A 16,686-nucleotide genomic window follows, 5' to 3' on the forward strand; every position below is an offset into this window, starting at 1 on the left:
GATCACGCCTTCTGCTTAGATTTGTATATCTTTCTTGTTAAGTAGGTAATAAATAATGATCGCTTCGATAATAAGCGTACAGGATAAGACGAAGGTTGAATGTCCCCATTGAATACCCACAGCAGCAAGTCCTAAAGCATTTTGACCGACAGGGAGAAGGTACCCGATATTAAGCCCTGGGAGCATTAGCACGATAAGTGCTCCTACTAAAAACAAGCTATGACTTCCCTCTTTACTGCTCCATGAAACAATAAAAACCATCAACGTGTAAACAAACAATTGTAGAAAGCCGACGATAAAGTATTGATAAAACAACATCGGCAACGAAAGGTCTGGGAAAACTCGCAATTCCGCCATGGGTGAAAATCCAAACAACCACAGGATTACTATGGATATAAGAAACAATATGAGCAGAAACGCGAACGTTGCGAGCACTATTTTCCGTAAACAAACATACGCCCATTTGTTTAGAGATTGGTAGCGTATAATCTTGTAAAAGCCTATTTCAGACAACTCTCTTTGAAAATAGAGTTGTATAAAGTAAAGAAAACCAAAAAATACAATTAAGTAGTACATGAACGAAAGAATCTGAAAGCTTTCATTGGTAGAGCCATAAAACGTAAGTAGCCACGCATCCCAAATCGTAATCTCTTCTTGCTTCAGACTATACGAAGTGGAAATAACCCCAGATATGCACAAAAATATATATAAGATATAACCACCCATAGAGGAGATGAGAGTAATAAAACTTCGCAGATTTAGATCGATATGATGTAATACAAACAGAGCAAGGATTAGTAACATACATGGGACCATAAAAACAAAATACGGTGAGCCTAGATTTGTTGCTCCATGCGCGAGCGTAAGATAGTTTGCCAATGAAATCCATTCTAAAGTTGGGGGGAAAATTTTAAATGATATAATAGCCCCCAAAAACACTGCTACTCCCATCATGTATATGAATGTTTTGCTTTTCGCTATGGTGTAGGCAAGAGCAAGCAATAGGTGAATGAAGGATAAGACCAAGGCACACAATATTAACTGCCCCAAAGCTGCAAAAACCGGACGATCGAAGAACATTTGTAACGTCCATGAAACTGTATTAAAATTTGATTCAACTTGACTTAATTGACTCCAACCGCTTTCCGCAGGAACTCCGATAGTGAGAAAAAACGAAATGGACGTCCATACAAATAAGAGGATAAATAAAGAGGATGAAAAGTCTTTCTGAACCCGATACACCCACTTTTTATAGGAGCCCACTCTGATCAGGGTGTGATACTCAAAATCAAGGATAATATTCCGTATCATAATATAAAGAATAAGAGGGAGAATGAAGAATATGATTAAATAAATCTCGCTTAACAAAGTTAAAATCATATCCCACTGATTAAAGTGCATTTGATTTTGCAACGCCTCGTTCATTAACTCTCTCTTTATATTTAATCCGAATACAAAAATTACTATAGAAATAAATATCCACCTATATGAAATGAATTTATGTAAGAAGGTGGAGCATTCATATTTTAATTTTGTCATTTAATTCATCCATTCGTACGGTTTCTTATAGAGGTATAGGGCTGTTATTCCAATGAATAAGCATAAGATCGAATATGGGATAAGAATGGTCCATAATTCTTGCTGTTCTATACCGAAAGGAAATATAGTAAACAGAGGCGAGTAAATTTCAATCTTTAGTATCGCGAATACAAAGTTTGATATGTGGTACCAAAGAAAAGGAAGTGCCAGGGAGAGAAGCGGATTGCGAATGGCAAGCACCAATAGCATGGTAAGCGTAGCATACACTACTCCGTTTACAGCAACCCAACTTGCATAGGTCACTCCATAAATAAAGGTTCCATATGATAACAGTTGATCAAATGTAGTAGCAGATAATGTGTTCGTTCCCACTGGGGAGTATGTGACAAATGATAAATGAGGTTCAATATAAAAGACAAAAAGAAAAGGCAGAAAAACAAGTAAGAAAGATAGAACAAAGGACATTAGCGCATTAACAATGATTTTGCTCCAGATATAAGATGGGAGCCAAATTCGTGTTCGTGTATACAATATAAAATCATGTTTACGTTCACTAACAATATTATCCGCATAAATTACAATCATAAAAAGCGGAAATAACAAAGGGATAAATCCTGAGAGGAGTTCTTGATAAAACTCAACCGGTCTAAAGTATACATACCCCTCTTTAACCATATTATACTGTATGAGAGAGGGGACCAAGAGAATGATTAACCATATAAACAATCTTCTGTGAGACATCATTCTCATCATCTCAACTTTTAATTGGTGCACCATGTGCATATTCACAGCCTTTCAATAAGCATTCAAGTACCTACCGCAAGCAAAATGGCAGTAGGTACTCTCATTATAATACTCAAATGCTATTACACTTTCTCACATTACATGTGATTTATTTAAGAATTTTAGGAGAATTTATTTTGTAATGATCTTTAGTTGGGATAGCTCGATCCACCGCACTAGTAGCTTAACAATCCGATTAACTTATGTAGTGAAAACCTTTGATGCCAGCCAATAGAAGTTATAATCCCAAGTAGCGACCTTGCTTCTAGAAGTAAGGTCGCTACTTGGCCTATGAATCTAGCTCTTTTTTATCAATGCCCTGATGTAGATAACCCTATCCGCCGCACCAAGGCTTCACTTTCATCGTTTAAACCACGAATCGTCACTTTTTTGCCACGACCTTCATATTTGGCTTGTGCTTTGGCAATCGCCTCAACAGCAGATTGATCCCAAACGTGCGCCGTCGTGAAATCAATCACAACATGCTCTGGATCTGCTTGGTAGTCAAAGAGATCCACAAAGTGACTCATTGTACCAAAGAAAAGTTGTCCAGATACGTGGTACACTTTCTTCCCTGCCTCTTCTGATACCGCAGTATGCAACTTCGCCACTTTCCATCCAAAAGCGAGTGCACTCATAATAACTCCTGCGATTACACCTTTGGAAAGATCATGTGTGACAACCACAATAGCGACTGTAGTTACCATTACCACTGCATCGGTCAGCGGAATACGTGCAATACTTCGTACTGAACCCCAATCAAAAGTTCCAATCGATACCATGATCATGACCCCAACCAAGGCTGCCATAGGAATTTGCTTCACAATATCACCCATGACAAGGATGAGGAAAAGCAGAAAAGCACCCGCTACAAAGGAAGAAAGACGACCTCGTCCACCTGATTTCACATTGATCACCGACTGTCCGATCATGGCGCAACCTGCCATGCCACCGAAGAAACCTGTAACGACGTTTGCCATCCCTTGTCCTCGTACTTCTTGATTCTTGTTACTCTTTGTATCCGTTTCCTCATCTACGATCGTAGCCGTTAACAATGACTCCAGCAACCCAACCAAAGCGAGTGGAATGGAATAAGGTAAAATAATTTTTAAGGTTTCTAAGTTGAAGGGAATATCAGGAATCTTAAAGAACGGGAGCGCTTGTGTAATTTCTCCCATATCGCCAACCGTTTTAAGATCTAGCTTCATCGTAATCGCCACTGTTGTCATCACAATAATCGCGATCAATGGTGATGGCACAGCTTTTGTAATAAGCGGTAACAAATAAATAATAAGCAACGTTACCGCTACCATCGCATACATCACCCATGATGCACCCACAAAATGAGGGAGTTGAGCCATAAAAATTAAGATAGCAAGTGCATTAACAAAACCGATAATAACAGAATGAGGAACAAACGTAATAAAGCGACCCACTTTAAGAAGCCCGAGAATAAATTGAATAATGCCCGTCAGCACAGTCGCTGCTAACAAATACTCTACTCCATGCTCCTTTACCAGCGTCACCATTAACAGGGCCATTGCCCCTGTCGCCGCTGAAATCATCCCTGGGCGACCACCAACAAAGGCGATGATCACCGCAATACAAAAAGATGCATATAATCCCATCATGGGATCGACCCCAGCAATGATGGAGAATGCAATCGCTTCTGGAATCAGGGCAAGTGCCACCGTCATCCCAGCCAATACATCGCCACGAATGTTACCTGTCCATTGCTGCATATAACGACTAATATTATTTTCCAAACATCATCCCTCTTTCTAGTAGATTCATTCACTAGCCGAACCTATATTTATCCACAAAAATAAAAACGAACCTCGTTGGTTCGAAATTGACGTATCATTATCCAACTTCAAGCCGCACACGAAGCAATCTTCCTCACACAGTAGCAAAGCACCTTATGAAGAAGCATCTACTTCGCTTATAAAAAATAATTGCACCCGCTCCACTAAAAGACTTGTCCATTATAACACGATTTTCTATGTAGTTGAACGTTAATCTCGCAACCAGTGCCATTTACCAGATTTACCACCAACAAAAAAAGAGGTCGCGTCAATAACCCGCGACCTCTTTTTATCAGCTTAAAGCATCCGTTTTTAATGCACACCGTCCGCAACTTCAATATGCTCATCAAATTCGATTGACATCGCTAATACTTCCGCTACGTCCATCGTCTTCACTTGCTCTTCCATCTCTTTCGACTTCGTACCATCACTTAACATGGTTAAGCAGTATGGACAAGCACTACCGATCATAGATGGGGTGACCTTTAACGCTTGCTCCGTCCGCGCCACGTTGACACGCACACCTTTATCTTCTTCCATCCACATCAAGCCGCCACCTGCTCCACAACACATTCCATTTTCACGATTACGATCCATTTCCACGAGCTCGATCCCTGGAATAGCACGGAATATATCGCGTGGCGCCTCATATTCATCGTTATAGCGACCCAGGTAGCAAGAGTCGTGGAACGTGACACGCTCGTTCACCTCTTTGGTAGGGGTGAGACGTCCATCACGAATCAACTGTGCCAACAACTGCGTATGATGCATCACTTCAATATCTTCTAAGCCCATATCTGGGTACTCATTCTTGAAGACATTATATGCATGAGGGTCAGCTGTAACAATCTTCTTTACGTTATGCTTCTCAAACAACGCAATATTATCCATCGCAAACTGTTGGTAGAGAAACTCGTTTCCAAGGCGGCGAGCCGTATCTCCAGAGTTCTTCTCTTTTTTTCCGAGAATCGCAAAGTCAATTCCCGCTTGGTTGAGGAGTTTTACCAATGAATGCGTGATCTTTTGACTACGATTATCGTAAGAACCCATCGAACCTACATATAGCAGATACTCAAATTCTTTCTTCTCTTTTACCGATGGTACATCAGTATCAGCCGACTCAGTCCATTTGGCACGATCTTTACGGCTTAATCCCCATGGATTGCCCTGACGTTCGATATTTTGGAAGGTACGCGCCACTTCTGGGCTCATCTTTCCTTGAGTCAATACGAGATGACGACGCATATCCATGATTTTATCCACATGTTCATTGGAGACCGGACAAGCGTCTTCACAGTTACGGCACGTAGTACACGCCCACAGCTCTTCTTCCGTAATCACGTCACCGATCAAGTCGATCGGATACTTATAAGTACCATCTTCTTCTTTGGTCACACCTACGTTTAGTGCTGCTTCGTTCGCCCCACTAAATGCAAAAGCTGGCATCCATGGTGTACGCGAAGTAATTGCCGCCCCTTTATCCGTCAAGTGATCACGCATTTTCACCAATAAATCCATCGGTGAAAGCATTTTCCCCGTGTTGGAAGCGGGACACATATTGGTACAGCGTCCACATTCCACACAAGCATATAAATCAATCAGTTGGTTTTCATGGAAATCTTCAATTTTACTTACACCGTATTCGGTTAGTGACTCATCTTCAAAGTCGATTGTCCGCAACTTTGAAGGGGGATCCGTACGCTTCAAGAACACATTGATCGGCCCTGCAATCAAGTGGAAGTGTTTCGATTGCGGTACATAGACGGCGAAAGCGAGAACTGTAATAAGGTGAATCCACCAGAAGATATAAAACAGTACCGCTGCAGCTGTCGCCGACATCCAACCTGCAAATGGGAAGGCTAATAGCGACGAAATTGGCATTTCCCATGAAGGTTCAATTCCTAACCAAATTTGTTCAAACGCTGCTGCAAATAAAATAGATGTTAACAGTGAGGTTAAGAAAATAATAACTAACCCCGCTTTAAATCCACGCTTAAGGCGCGCCAATTGCTCGACGTAACGACGGTAAAAAGCGTATATTGTTGCCAACAATACGGAGAAAACAACAAACTCCTGAATAAATGTAAATACTCCATACGCTGGGAGCGGTAAATGCTTCCCAGGGAATAAACCCTTATAAAATAGATCAATCGCACCAAACTGGATCACGATAAATCCATAAAACATCACCACGTGCATGATACCACTCTTGGTATCTTTTAAAAGCTTTTTCTGCCCAAAAACGTTAACCATCGTCTGATTAACACGCTGACCCAAATCCTTTTTAAGATCGGCTGGTTTACCCAGCTTCACGAACATATACCGACTGTAGAGGATGTAGGAAACCAAATAGATGGCATAACCCACGACTGCTAAAAAGAGAAGTAGGTTTATGATCTGTAACATAGGCATCTTCGTTGTCGCTCCTTTCTTTCATCTTCTTCAAAGTATCATCATTCACACACTAAGAAACGGTTCCGTTTTTATAATCACACATAGCATCATTGTATCACAAAATGAGCGGGCATTCATTCTCTTTTTCAAAGGGAATATGAGACACTATCCCATTATTGTTCACCCATCTTTTGTTTTAAACCTGCATCTTTGGCAGGGATGGTAAACACCTCTCCCTGTTTGTGAACCTTAATGCGATCTACCTCACTCCCCGCTATCGCATATAGCCTCTCCAGTGGCTCTTCTACTGGCTCCTGGGAAAGTATAAATGTGCTGTGATGGATAGGTACCATCCAACGAGCCCCTATATGTTTAAACATCTCCCACGCCTGTTCAGGGGTACAGTGGTTACGTTGATAGGAATCAGGACTATACGCCCCGATAGGCATAAACGCGACATCTATTGCACCCTCTGCCTGTAGCGCACCAAACGTAGGTGTATACGCCGTATCTCCAGCAAAGAAAAGGCGTACCCCTCTCTTCTCAAGCACATACCCTTGGTATCCTAGGTTTCGACTCCAAGGAAAGCGTTCTCCCCAGTGACGAACCGGGATGGCAGTTACTGTAATCCCATCCGCACACGCTACCTTTTCATGATGTTGCAACTGACGGATGGAGGCAAACTTATAGCGACGAAGCAACTTATCGATGCCGCTGGGAATCACGACCTCTATCTCCTTGTGCAATATCTTATCCAGCGTGGGGTAGTCGAGATGATCCATATGCGCATGCGACAACAATACCAGATCGATTTCTCCCACCTCTTCGATCGATAATGCTGCGGGAGTAATTCGTTTGGGCCCCATCTGTATCCCTGCCCCCACGTGAATCCCTATACGTTCCCCCAGAACAGGATCTGTGAGAATCTTCGTTCCAAAGAAGTTGATCAACACAGTAGCATGTCCAATCCACGTAACAGTCACCTCTTCATCCTTCCATACAGCTGGATGAGGCTTATGTACGGCGTTATTTCCTCCTTTTTTCTGCATTCTACCTAGACGTAACCAATATTGAACACCAATATATGTTAAAGGTAATAACACTAACAGTAGTGCTACTATACTCCACCAAATTCCCATGCACGTCCCTCCCTATCGCGCCACCTACGCTCATTAAACTACTAGCTCTCTAGCAACCATTTGTATCCTATGCCCTTTTATGATTGGATTTTTCTATTAAATATGCGATACTAGAAAATGAGATAAAGGGAGGTCTCTATTCCTATTATATACCCTACCCTCCTAATTGTATTATAGCCTACTTTCAGTCTATTCGATTCACTCTCGTAATGATACCTTCTCACAAAATCAATAGACTTTCTTTTAAACCATATAATTAAACGAGGTGACAACATGTCCAATAAAAAAGAGCGCTTGGAGAAGAAACAAGAGGCCGCACGCAAACGACGAATGCAAACCATGATGATTAGCACCATTGTGATTGTACTTGTGGCCGCAATCGCATTTCTCGTCTTCTCTCAAGAAGACGCCGCAGATGCGCCTGCCTTTACTTTTGCAGCGGATAACCAGCAGTTTAAAGGGGAAGAAAACGCACCTGTAACTGTAGTAAAATTTGGTGATTTTAAATGCCCTCATTGTAAAACTGTCTATGATAGTGTCCTTCCACAGCTACAAGAAGAGTATATCGATAAAGGGAAAGTAAAGTTTCAATTTATGAATCTACCTGTGGTGTCGGAAGACTCCAACACAGCTGCACAAGCGGGAGAAGCGATCTACGCTGAAAACCCAGACGCCTTCTGGAAGTATTACGATTATCTATATAGCAATCAAGGGGATCCCCATGAGATTTGGGCAACGAAGGAGTATATTCTAGACGTGATTAACAAAGAAAAACTAGATGTTGATGCAAATAAGGTTGCCGAAGCCCTCGATGAAAAAACATATGTAAAAGAAGTAAATCTTGATAAACAAGAGGCGACTAAAGCAGGCCTAAAAAGTGTTCCCGCCCTGTTTGTTAACGGCAAGCTAGTAGAAGATCCGTATGATTTTGACTCGCTGCGGACCATGATTGAAGCCGAATTAAAATAATGCGTTTCTCTTTATTGAAGGGGGAAAGTCATGAAAAATGCTCGTCTGTTTATATCCACGTATGGTATATACCTCGCTTGGTTGATTGCGCTCATCGCGATGTTAGGGAGTTTATACTTTAGTGAAATTCGTGGCTTTATCCCCTGTAATCTATGTTGGTATCAGCGGATCTTGATGTATCCTCTGGTTCTCCTACTCGGAATTGCTGCCTTTCGCGATGATAAACAGATCATACGTTATACTCTACCACTTAGCCTAATCGGGGGAAGTATTTCATTATTCCATTATGCAGAGCAAAAAATCCCCGCTTTAGCTGCTGTTGCACAATGCTCAAGTGGAGTTCCCTGTGATGGCGAGTATATTAACTGGTTAGGTTTTATCACCATTCCATTTTTAGCATTCACTGCTTTTCTCTTGATCTCCTTAAGTTTGTGGCTTGGACGGAAGTAAGAGTTAAATAAACAGCCCAGCTATCCCTATAGCTGGGCTGTTCTACTTATGTCTGCTCTTTCCTCTCTACTGCTTGCGCGATATAGGATGCGACTAGAGGGGGGAGAGAGCCAGGTCCGAATCCAGCATCGTACCCTAGTTCCAGTGCCATCTCATGATTGATACGTGGCCCTCCACAAATGAGGAGAAAGCGTTCACGAACACCTTCCGCTTCAGCTAACTCAACCAACTCGGTCAGATTAGTGATATGAACTCCTTTCTGCGTCACCACCTGAGAGACGAGCAGAGCATCAGCATTTTTTCGAATCGCTTCCGCTAACAACTCCTCGTTGGGGACCTGACTTCCCAAGTTATATGCATCTATCTCAGGATAACGCTCTAACCCGTACTCCCCGTTATAGCCTTTCATATTCATAATGGCATCAATTCCTACAGTATGAGCATCTGTCCCCGTACACGCCCCTAAAACAATTAATTTTCGTCCGATGCGCTCGCGAATGAAAGCATTAATTTCATAAAAGCTCATCTCTTCGCTTTCTAGTTTAGGTACCTGAATCTTAGCGTAATCGATTCCTTGCTCACAGCGTCCATACACAATAAAATAGGTGAAACCTTCTCCTAGATCTGCCATATGATACACCTGGGGCTCAGCAAACCCCATTTTTGCTGTAAGTTGGCGAGCTGCTTCACGCGCCTCCTCTCCATACGGAACCGGAAGAGAGAAGCTGATTTGCACAGCCCCATCATTAGAAGTATCCCCATACGGTCTTACATTGGTAAAGTCGATGGTCACGCTTCTGCCCCCTCCCGCTGCACCAACGCAAGACGCTGACGCAAGATTTCTTCGAAAGGGTTAAAATAGCCTTGTTCACGTGTTATCACACCCGTCAAGCCCCTGCCACCTAAACGCGGTCGTTTTACATCAGCAAAGCGACCTTCCTCAATCGCTGTAAACAATCCGGTACGCTCAACATCTTCTAACATAATGACGGCCTGTTGTAGCACCTCTTGTGCCCTCTGTTCAATTCGACCACCACTGCGATAAACGACTTCATCCCCAAGATGACGAGCATTATTAAAGATATATTGCGCGTTTTCTATCGCTAGCTTACGATCATGCATATGTGGAGTATGCATCGCTTCTGTCATCATTCCTAAAAGCTGAATCCCTTGTCCTGTCAAGATACTAACCAAGTTAAACATCGCATCTTGTACATGGCCCTTAAATATATTACCTGTCATATGTTTAGTAGGCGGCATATATTTAAGTGGAGCATCTGGAAAAAGTTGTCTCGATAATTGAGCATGAGCAATCTCTAATAATAACCCATCCTCCAAATCGGGATTAATTTCAAAAGCATGCCCGATTCCCATCTGTTTGGAAGGAAGTCCAGAGAGAAAACCGAGTTGTTCATTAATAAACTGTGAAGCGATGACTGTGTGACTAGATTCTACCGCATCAGCTGTCGTCAAATAATTATCTTCCCCTGTATTAATAGTGATACCAGCAAAGGAATTAATCATGCGTGAGAAGGATTGATCAATTAATGTCCGTTGCATATTAATATCGCGAAATAGGATACCGTACAAGGCATCGTTAAGCATCATATCGAGCCGTTCCAACGCACCCATAGCAGCAATTTCAGGCATACACAAGCCTGAGCAGTAATTACACAGATGAATATACCTATTCAATTCCGTCCCCACTTCATCTAGTGCTTGCCGCATGATGCGGAAGTTTTCTTGTGTGGCAAAAGTACCGCCATACCCTTCCCGCGTCGCCCCAAACGGAACATAATCGAGCAAACTTTGACCCGTACTACGAATAACCGCTACCACGTCCGCACCTTGTCGTGCCGCTGACTTCCCTTGCAGCGCATCTTCATAAATATCGCCGGTAGCAACGATGACATATAGATAAGGACGAGGTCGATCGCCTGCCCGCCTAATCCACTCCTCTCGATGCTTGCGATTTTGTTCAATGCGAGTAAGCGATGCGCTCGCCATCTCTTTCCCCAATTTTCGCAATAGAGTATCATCTAAAGGCTCGAGGTTTTCTAATTCCAATGCTCCTGTCGCCACTTGTTCAGCTACCTGCTGTGGACGAAGCCCCGTCTGTGCCACCGCTTGAATCATCCAGCGAGCTACCCCTTGCCCCAACTGTTCTTTTTCCGCCAACTGATCGACAACAACATTGGGGAGCGGCACCCCGTCTGCATCAATACCATCTATACCAAACAACCGTAAGATCGTACGCTCTACCGCCACCGTCGTTCGTTCTGCCACCATCGCATCCACTTGCCCCGCAATCCGCCCCGCCGCTTGTCGTGCCCTTGTAATCAGATGCTCATCCAACTGCAACTGCTCTTGCATCAGTCCTTCCTCCCCTCTTTCATCCTCATCTCTGCCTCACTTACAATCTCCGCTGGTAACCCCAAACGCAAAGCGATTTGCAACGCTTGATAGGGAACACTTTCTTCACTCGTAACAGGGAGCAAGCGATAATCCATACATGCCTGTAGCCGATTCACCCATTCCTCTTCCTTATCCCGTTCTCCCTTCTTCGTTGCACGTAAACCAGCAACACGATAACGAGCAATACCAAAAACCGTTAACACGTCATGGTAATGGGTGATATGAATCGTCCAATGCCTTTTCTTACTTAAAAAAGCGGTGATAGCTGTTGAAAGTGCGGCTCCCTCCACTGGGTTGGTCCCACGCCCAATTTCATCTAATAAAAGGAGCCCCTCGTTTTCTCGCGCTAACACTTTTTTTAAGCGCACCACTTGTGCACCAAAACTGGATAACCCTTGATGAAAATCTTGATCATCACCTATTAACGCTTCAATATAGGGAAGGAGCGGGAGATGACACCCTTGCGCTGGGACGAAGAAACCATATTGAGAAAGTGCGCAAATAAGACCAATCGTCTTAAGCACCATTGTTTTGCCACCCATATTGGGGCCGATAATAACTGTTCCCCCTCGCCGTACACAGATATCGATGGGAGTGATCTTTCCGCCCTGCGCATCCATCACCTCTTTCAGGAGAGGATGATATGCTTGTTGTAATTCAATTTGTTCACGCTCCCATAATGGCCTTCTTCCTGCCCACGTCATAGCCATCCTCATACGCACCCACTGCAAGTCTAAGCGGGCAACCGCTTCAACTGCTTCCAGCAACACCATGTGATGAGGACGAAAGGAGAGAGAAAGTTGGGCCAGCACCTGTTGTTCCGCCTTTTCTTTATCCGCTTCCGCCTCTTCCCACGCTAGTTGTTTTGCACGTACCTCTTCACTACTCACATAAATAAAGATGACATCAAACATGGTTTCCCGTTGGACGCGCAAACGAGCATCCTGCTTCAATCTCTCTAAGTGAGGAGATTCCCGTGCCACTATCCACTCTTCATCCCTAGTACGCCGCAGATCATAATCCATTTCCACTGCCTTTATTTCCCTTTCACGGCACGTTCTCCATGCCTGCTCCGACTGACGGCAAGTTTTTTTCCATCGTTGCAGTGACGAATCCGCAAAAGCATCCACAGAAAAAGTAGGGGTAAGCTTAGGAGCTGGATTGAGAATACGCAACAGGGACTGCCACGGGAGTGACGCCACCGCGAAAGCAGTAGCAACACATTCCTCCTGCTTTAACAACATAGCCAAGCGTTCTCCCTGCCATAAAAATTGCTTCAACCCAAACCAATCGGCAAGTGCCAACTGTCCTGTACTATCCAGTCTACGTAAGATCGGTTCCACATCTGGGACCTGACTCAATACATGTTCAATAGACCGCCCCCACGACTTCTCCAGACTTACTGTCTTCCACAAAGTTTGTTGTTGATCGAGATACTGTTGCCACCTTTCCTCTTCACCAGGAAGAAAAGGGAGGTGCTCCCCTTTTCGTTGTCTCCCCATCGGGGTGAGTGGCCGTAATCGCGACCAAAGGGAAGCAAACCCGATGGCAGAGCTTGTTTGTTCAGTAATAAACATCGCCATCCCCTCCCTCATCATCTTCATACCATGCATCCTGCTGGACATCGATGACCGGGATTCCAGGACAAGCCGCTACCATCTCACTTTTCAACTGAACCGGATCAAAACGATATCCTTGAGGAGCATATGGATTGATGGCAACGGCCCGTAATGGCAATGAGCGCAAGTATCCTAAACGATGTCCAGCTCGAAAGAACTGCCGTACCAGCACATGCGAAAGAAAGCATCGTGTGGGATCACATACCAAAATCGTTAAGGAGCGTTTCACCTGCATCATACGAACTAACATCCGCTCCGTCAGTACCCCCGGCAAAGCCAATCCCTCAATATCCTGCTTCTGAACCATGTCGATAAACAATTCCTCTGTCTGCGTAAGCAAAGATGAATAGGGAGTCACCTCCACCTTCCCCTTCCGCACCAACACTACTTTCCCACACTCTACTGCCAACTCCCCTGCTTTCTGCCAACTCCCCTCTGTAATGGTGGGTAAGGAGAAGAGTGCTAGCGCTTCCCTCGTTTGCCGCACAACAGCAGCCAGCGAGCGCCCCATACTGGCGCCAACCACGAGCACAGCCTGATCTGTGAGAAAAGGACTAGCACTTGCTTTACGATCATATGCTCCATCTATCAGTGTTAACTTAACCCCTGCTTTGATAAATCGTTCTTTCACCATTTGCACACTTTTACTATTACTTAACCCTGCCAAGGTAACTCGCTTAATCGGATGGTTGGCGCGTGCAATGATTATTTGTCCCACGCTGGAGATGAGTGGGAGGGAGGCGACCACCTCCCAGTTTCCGCGCTCGCGTTCCAAGTACGGACTAGCTGTTGCAACTAAAGTTCCTACTGGCACACGAATAGCAGGCTTTTCTTTCCCACTCCACACATCGCGCTCTTCCCCATCCACTCCAATACTCATCACACCTAGCGGAATGCTACTTTGTTTCGCCACTTCGACTAACGCATTTACCACCGTCGTTTTCCCCACATTTTTCGCTAAACCAATTACTGCAACGGAGGTCGGGATCTCTTCAGCTAAAAGGGAACGCAACATAACGGATCATGCTTTCGTCAACTCAGACTCAGTTTCTTGCTGAGGACGACGCTTCTCCCGATCTAACTGCTTCGGTTCCAAGTTAAGCTCTTCTTCCGTCATCAATGCAGCAACCCCTGTCGTCTTACCTTTCGATTGAGCGCAGTACTCACACTCACTAGCATCATGTGATTTGTAGGAGCTCGGTTCAGGATAAGAAGTGATCACCCCTTCAAAATTGCGTAAAATGGTTTTGTCCGAGCTTTGTGAGACGATATAATTAGGTGCGACAGGAATTTTACCACCACCACCAGGAGCATCCACTACAAAGGTTGGGACAGCATACCCCGAAGTGTGTCCCCGTAAATACTCCATGATCTCCAACCCTTTGGAAATCGGGGCCCGGAAGTGTCCAATCCCTTCTGATAAGTCACATTGGTATAGATAATATGGACGCACCCGAATTTTAACGAGCTCTTGCATCAACTTCTTCATCAAATGAGGACAATCATTAATACCTGCTAAAATAACCGTCTGATTACCCAATGGTACTCCTGCATCAGCTAGCATTTCACACGCCTTTTTCGCCTCAGGAGTCAACTCTTTGGGGTGGTTAAAATGAGTATTGAGCCAAACGGGATGGTATTTACGCAAGAGATTGCACAAATTTTCAGTAATGCGTTGCGGAAATACAACTGGGGCGCGCGTGCCGATGCGAATAATCTCCACATGGGGAATCTCACGCAAGTTCTTTAAGAGGTACTCCAATATCTTGTCATTAACCAGCAAACCATCGCCCCCAGACAAAAGTACATCACGTACCTCTGGGGTGTTACGAATATATTCAATACAAGCATCCATCTGTTTGCGAGGAACACCCATACCAATTTGTCCTGAAAAACGACGGCGTGTACAATAGCGACAATACATCGAGCATTGATTCGTAATAAGGAAGAGAACCCGATCCGGATAACGATGTGTCAATCCTGGCGCTGGGGAATCCGTATCCTCTAACAAAGGATCCGCCATATCATATTGCGTCTGCATCAACTCTCCTGAGATAGGAACCGATTGCATGCGCACCGGGTCATTGGGATCGTTTTCATCCATGAGAAGTGCATAGTAGGGCGTAATGTTAAGCGGAATTGTCTGCTTGGCGATTTTTACTCCCTCTGTCTCTGCTGGTGTCAGATTGATCACTTTTTGCAGATCATCCATGTTTCGAATCGTGTGCGTCAGTTGCCATAACCAATCATTCCATTGCTCTTCGGTTACATCTTTCCAAAGTTCTATTTCACGCCAATCTCTCATCATTCATTCCCCTCTCTTTTTTCCGTTATCTAGGATTCACGCCATCCGCAACGCCATAGCGCCTTCTAAACAAATGGAGTAACCCCTGGTGCTGTCGCAACGTGTTTAATGCTAACTGCGCATGCCCCTGAGCATAACCATTTCCTATCAGGAGGTGTACATCTTTTCCTACTCCTTCCGCTCCAAGCGAAGCAGCAGTAAATCGAACCGCTGTGCTAAAGAAGTAAACCGCCCCCCCTGTGCGTGTTGCCAAAATCGAAGAAAGTTCAGTATCTGCAACATTAACACAATTGATAGTGATGTCCGCTAATTCGCCTGCGGTAGCATCATGCACTGCCTGCAAGACAGCTACGGGATCAGTGGCATCCACGTGTAATACCTCATCAGCCAGATCGAGCTCGGCTATCTCCCTGCATGCAGTCGAATGAGCTTCCAATGCGAGGACTCGCCCTCGTAGCCCAGCCTGCTTCTTCGCGTGATATAAACTTAAAAGACCCGATTTACCTCCTGCTCCTAATACAGCGACCGTCTGACCTGCGCGTACCCAGCGCGCTGTCTGAGCCGGAGCTCCACATACATCCAAAGCAGCTAATGCCACCCGTTCTGGTAAATCGTGCGGAAGGCGTGCATACGGTCCGCTCGCGAACAGTATTGCTTTTCCCCTTACTGCTATTTGACCCGTGTTCATATCTACCTCATCAATCTGGTCTAGCTGTAGGGGTGTAAGCGTAAGAGAAACCAGGGTGGCGATGGTATCACCGCACTGTAGCTGTGAGCCAGGGAAATGAGTACCCTTTTCCAGCACTCGCCCCAACAACATCCCCCCTGAGCCAGTAACAGGATTATGCATTTTCCCCCGTTCGGAGACAATCTGAAGAATCTTCTCTTTTACCTGCTCAGAATCGCCAGCCGCCTCCTGTTTCAGCTGTACAAAGGAAGCGGAATCAATATTTAGCCGCTCCACGTCCAGTAACAGTTCATTATCATGACAAATAGGCGTTGCATCCAACTTCCATGCTGGTTGCGGTAATACGCCTATGGGCTCCACTACCCGATGAAGCCCATACCTATCCCCTAGTCCCATCCTTTCACCTCTCATCTATGGTCCATTTGGATCTTTCATTAATCTTAATATTGCAAGAATAATGCCAATAAATGAGGGACTGAAATATTTTTTCTCGATCCCTTCCCACACCGCTCCTTTTTTCACCTCTAAGGTTTTTCGTTAACCCTTTTTTTGCACCCATATCTCCACTCATGCGTCTCTT

At 44.5% G+C, this 16,686-nt stretch carries 13 protein-coding genes; 2 read left to right on the top strand and 11 right to left on the bottom strand.

Annotated features, from left to right (window positions below; translation table 11 throughout):
- Positions 1-15 precede the first annotated feature (15 nt).
- From NXZ84_RS13875 to NXZ84_RS13895, 5 genes are all read right to left on the bottom strand, one after another.
- The gene (locus NXZ84_RS13875; protein WP_258840946.1) at positions 16-1,425 is read right to left on the bottom strand and encodes a hypothetical protein; all 1,410 of its coding nucleotides are present in this window, start codon (positions 1,423-1,425) and stop codon (positions 16-18) included.
- A gap of 114 nt (positions 1,426-1,539) precedes the next feature.
- On the bottom strand, positions 1,540-2,265 hold the full coding sequence (locus NXZ84_RS13880) for an ABC transporter permease (RefSeq protein ID WP_258840947.1): 726 nt from the start codon (positions 2,263-2,265) through the stop codon (positions 1,540-1,542).
- A gap of 368 nt (positions 2,266-2,633) precedes the next feature.
- Positions 2,634-4,064 (bottom strand): SulP family inorganic anion transporter, encoded by a 1,431-nt coding sequence (locus NXZ84_RS13885; RefSeq protein WP_258841062.1) that lies wholly within the window; start codon positions 4,062-4,064, stop codon positions 2,634-2,636.
- Between the two features lie 375 nt (positions 4,065-4,439).
- Positions 4,440-6,539, bottom strand: a complete 2,100-nt coding sequence (locus tag NXZ84_RS13890; RefSeq protein ID WP_258840948.1) for a heterodisulfide reductase-related iron-sulfur binding cluster — start codon at positions 6,537-6,539, stop codon at positions 4,440-4,442.
- Positions 6,540-6,694: 155 nt separating this feature from the next.
- Complete coding sequence (locus NXZ84_RS13895) at positions 6,695-7,660, bottom strand: MBL fold metallo-hydrolase (RefSeq protein WP_258840949.1); 966 nt, start codon at positions 7,658-7,660, stop codon at positions 6,695-6,697.
- 273 nt (positions 7,661-7,933) lie between these two features.
- Here NXZ84_RS13895 and NXZ84_RS13900 point away from each other — a divergent pair, with 273 nt between their 5' ends.
- Both NXZ84_RS13900 and NXZ84_RS13905 read left to right on the top strand, forming a co-directional pair.
- The gene (locus NXZ84_RS13900) at positions 7,934-8,629 is read left to right on the top strand and encodes a DsbA family protein (RefSeq protein WP_258840950.1); all 696 of its coding nucleotides are present in this window, start codon (positions 7,934-7,936) and stop codon (positions 8,627-8,629) included.
- 30 nt (positions 8,630-8,659) lie between these two features.
- The gene (locus NXZ84_RS13905; RefSeq protein ID WP_258840951.1) at positions 8,660-9,079 is read left to right on the top strand and encodes a disulfide oxidoreductase; all 420 of its coding nucleotides are present in this window, start codon (positions 8,660-8,662) and stop codon (positions 9,077-9,079) included.
- 46 nt (positions 9,080-9,125) lie between these two features.
- On the opposite strand, the gene kamE is transcribed toward NXZ84_RS13905, so the two are convergent.
- From kamE to kdd, 6 genes are read right to left on the bottom strand one after another with little or no spacing between them, the layout of a single operon-like run.
- Positions 9,126-9,872 carry a lysine 5,6-aminomutase subunit beta gene (gene kamE, locus NXZ84_RS13910; protein WP_258840952.1) on the bottom strand — a complete coding sequence of 249 codons (747 nt, stop codon included), beginning with the start codon at positions 9,870-9,872 and terminating at the stop codon, positions 9,126-9,128.
- Complete coding sequence (kamD, locus tag NXZ84_RS13915; protein WP_258840953.1) at positions 9,869-11,452, bottom strand: lysine 5,6-aminomutase subunit alpha; 1,584 nt, start codon at positions 11,450-11,452, stop codon at positions 9,869-9,871. The genes kamE and kamD overlap by 4 nt, the downstream gene beginning before the upstream one ends.
- A complete protein-coding gene (kamC, locus tag NXZ84_RS13920; protein ID WP_258840954.1) occupies positions 11,452-13,098 on the bottom strand; it encodes a lysine 5,6-aminomutase reactivase ATPase KamC in 1,647 nt (548 codons plus the stop codon). Before kamC ends, kamD begins: the two co-directional genes overlap by 1 nt.
- Positions 13,058-14,128: a lysine 5,6-aminomutase reactivase subunit KamB gene (kamB, locus tag NXZ84_RS13925; protein WP_258840955.1), complete on the bottom strand. Its 1,071-nt coding sequence runs from the start codon at positions 14,126-14,128 to the stop codon at positions 13,058-13,060. The genes kamC and kamB overlap by 41 nt, the downstream gene beginning before the upstream one ends.
- Before the next feature lie 6 nt (positions 14,129-14,134).
- Positions 14,135-15,421: a lysine 2,3-aminomutase gene (kamA, locus tag NXZ84_RS13930; protein ID WP_258840956.1), complete on the bottom strand. Its 1,287-nt coding sequence runs from the start codon at positions 15,419-15,421 to the stop codon at positions 14,135-14,137.
- Between the two features lie 22 nt (positions 15,422-15,443).
- The gene (kdd, locus tag NXZ84_RS13935) at positions 15,444-16,502 is read right to left on the bottom strand and encodes an L-erythro-3,5-diaminohexanoate dehydrogenase (RefSeq protein ID WP_258840957.1); all 1,059 of its coding nucleotides are present in this window, start codon (positions 16,500-16,502) and stop codon (positions 15,444-15,446) included.
- Positions 16,503-16,686 lie beyond the last annotated feature (184 nt).

This window comes from Mechercharimyces sp. CAU 1602, assembly GCF_024753565.1.
Classification (GTDB): domain Bacteria; phylum Bacillota; class Bacilli; order Thermoactinomycetales; family JANTPT01; genus Mechercharimyces.

Bases quoted from the DNA above. Each gene is read 5' to 3' on its own strand.
- NXZ84_RS13875 (WP_258840946.1), bottom strand. From the start codon at position 1,425: ATGAACGAGGCGTTGCAAAATCAAATGCACTTTAATCAGTGGGATATG.
- NXZ84_RS13885 (WP_258841062.1), bottom strand. From the start codon at position 4,064: ATGCAGCAATGGACAGGTAACATTCGTGGCGATGTATTGGCTGGGATG.
- NXZ84_RS13890 (WP_258840948.1), bottom strand. From the start codon at position 6,539: ATGCCTATGTTACAGATCATAAACCTACTTCTCTTTTTAGCAGTCGTG.
- NXZ84_RS13895 (WP_258840949.1), bottom strand. From the start codon at position 7,660: ATGGGAATTTGGTGGAGTATAGTAGCACTACTGTTAGTGTTATTACCT.
- NXZ84_RS13900 (WP_258840950.1), top strand. From the start codon at position 7,934: ATGTCCAATAAAAAAGAGCGCTTGGAGAAGAAACAAGAGGCCGCACGC.
- NXZ84_RS13905 (WP_258840951.1), top strand. From the start codon at position 8,660: ATGAAAAATGCTCGTCTGTTTATATCCACGTATGGTATATACCTCGCT.
- kamD (WP_258840953.1), bottom strand. From the start codon at position 11,452: ATGCAAGAGCAGTTGCAGTTGGATGAGCATCTGATTACAAGGGCACGA.
- kamC (WP_258840954.1), bottom strand. From the start codon at position 13,098: ATGAAGATGATGAGGGAGGGGATGGCGATGTTTATTACTGAACAAACA.
- kamB (WP_258840955.1), bottom strand. From the start codon at position 14,128: ATGTTGCGTTCCCTTTTAGCTGAAGAGATCCCGACCTCCGTTGCAGTA.
- kamA (WP_258840956.1), bottom strand. From the start codon at position 15,421: ATGATGAGAGATTGGCGTGAAATAGAACTTTGGAAAGATGTAACCGAA.
- kdd (WP_258840957.1), bottom strand. From the start codon at position 16,502: ATGGGACTAGGGGATAGGTATGGGCTTCATCGGGTAGTGGAGCCCATA.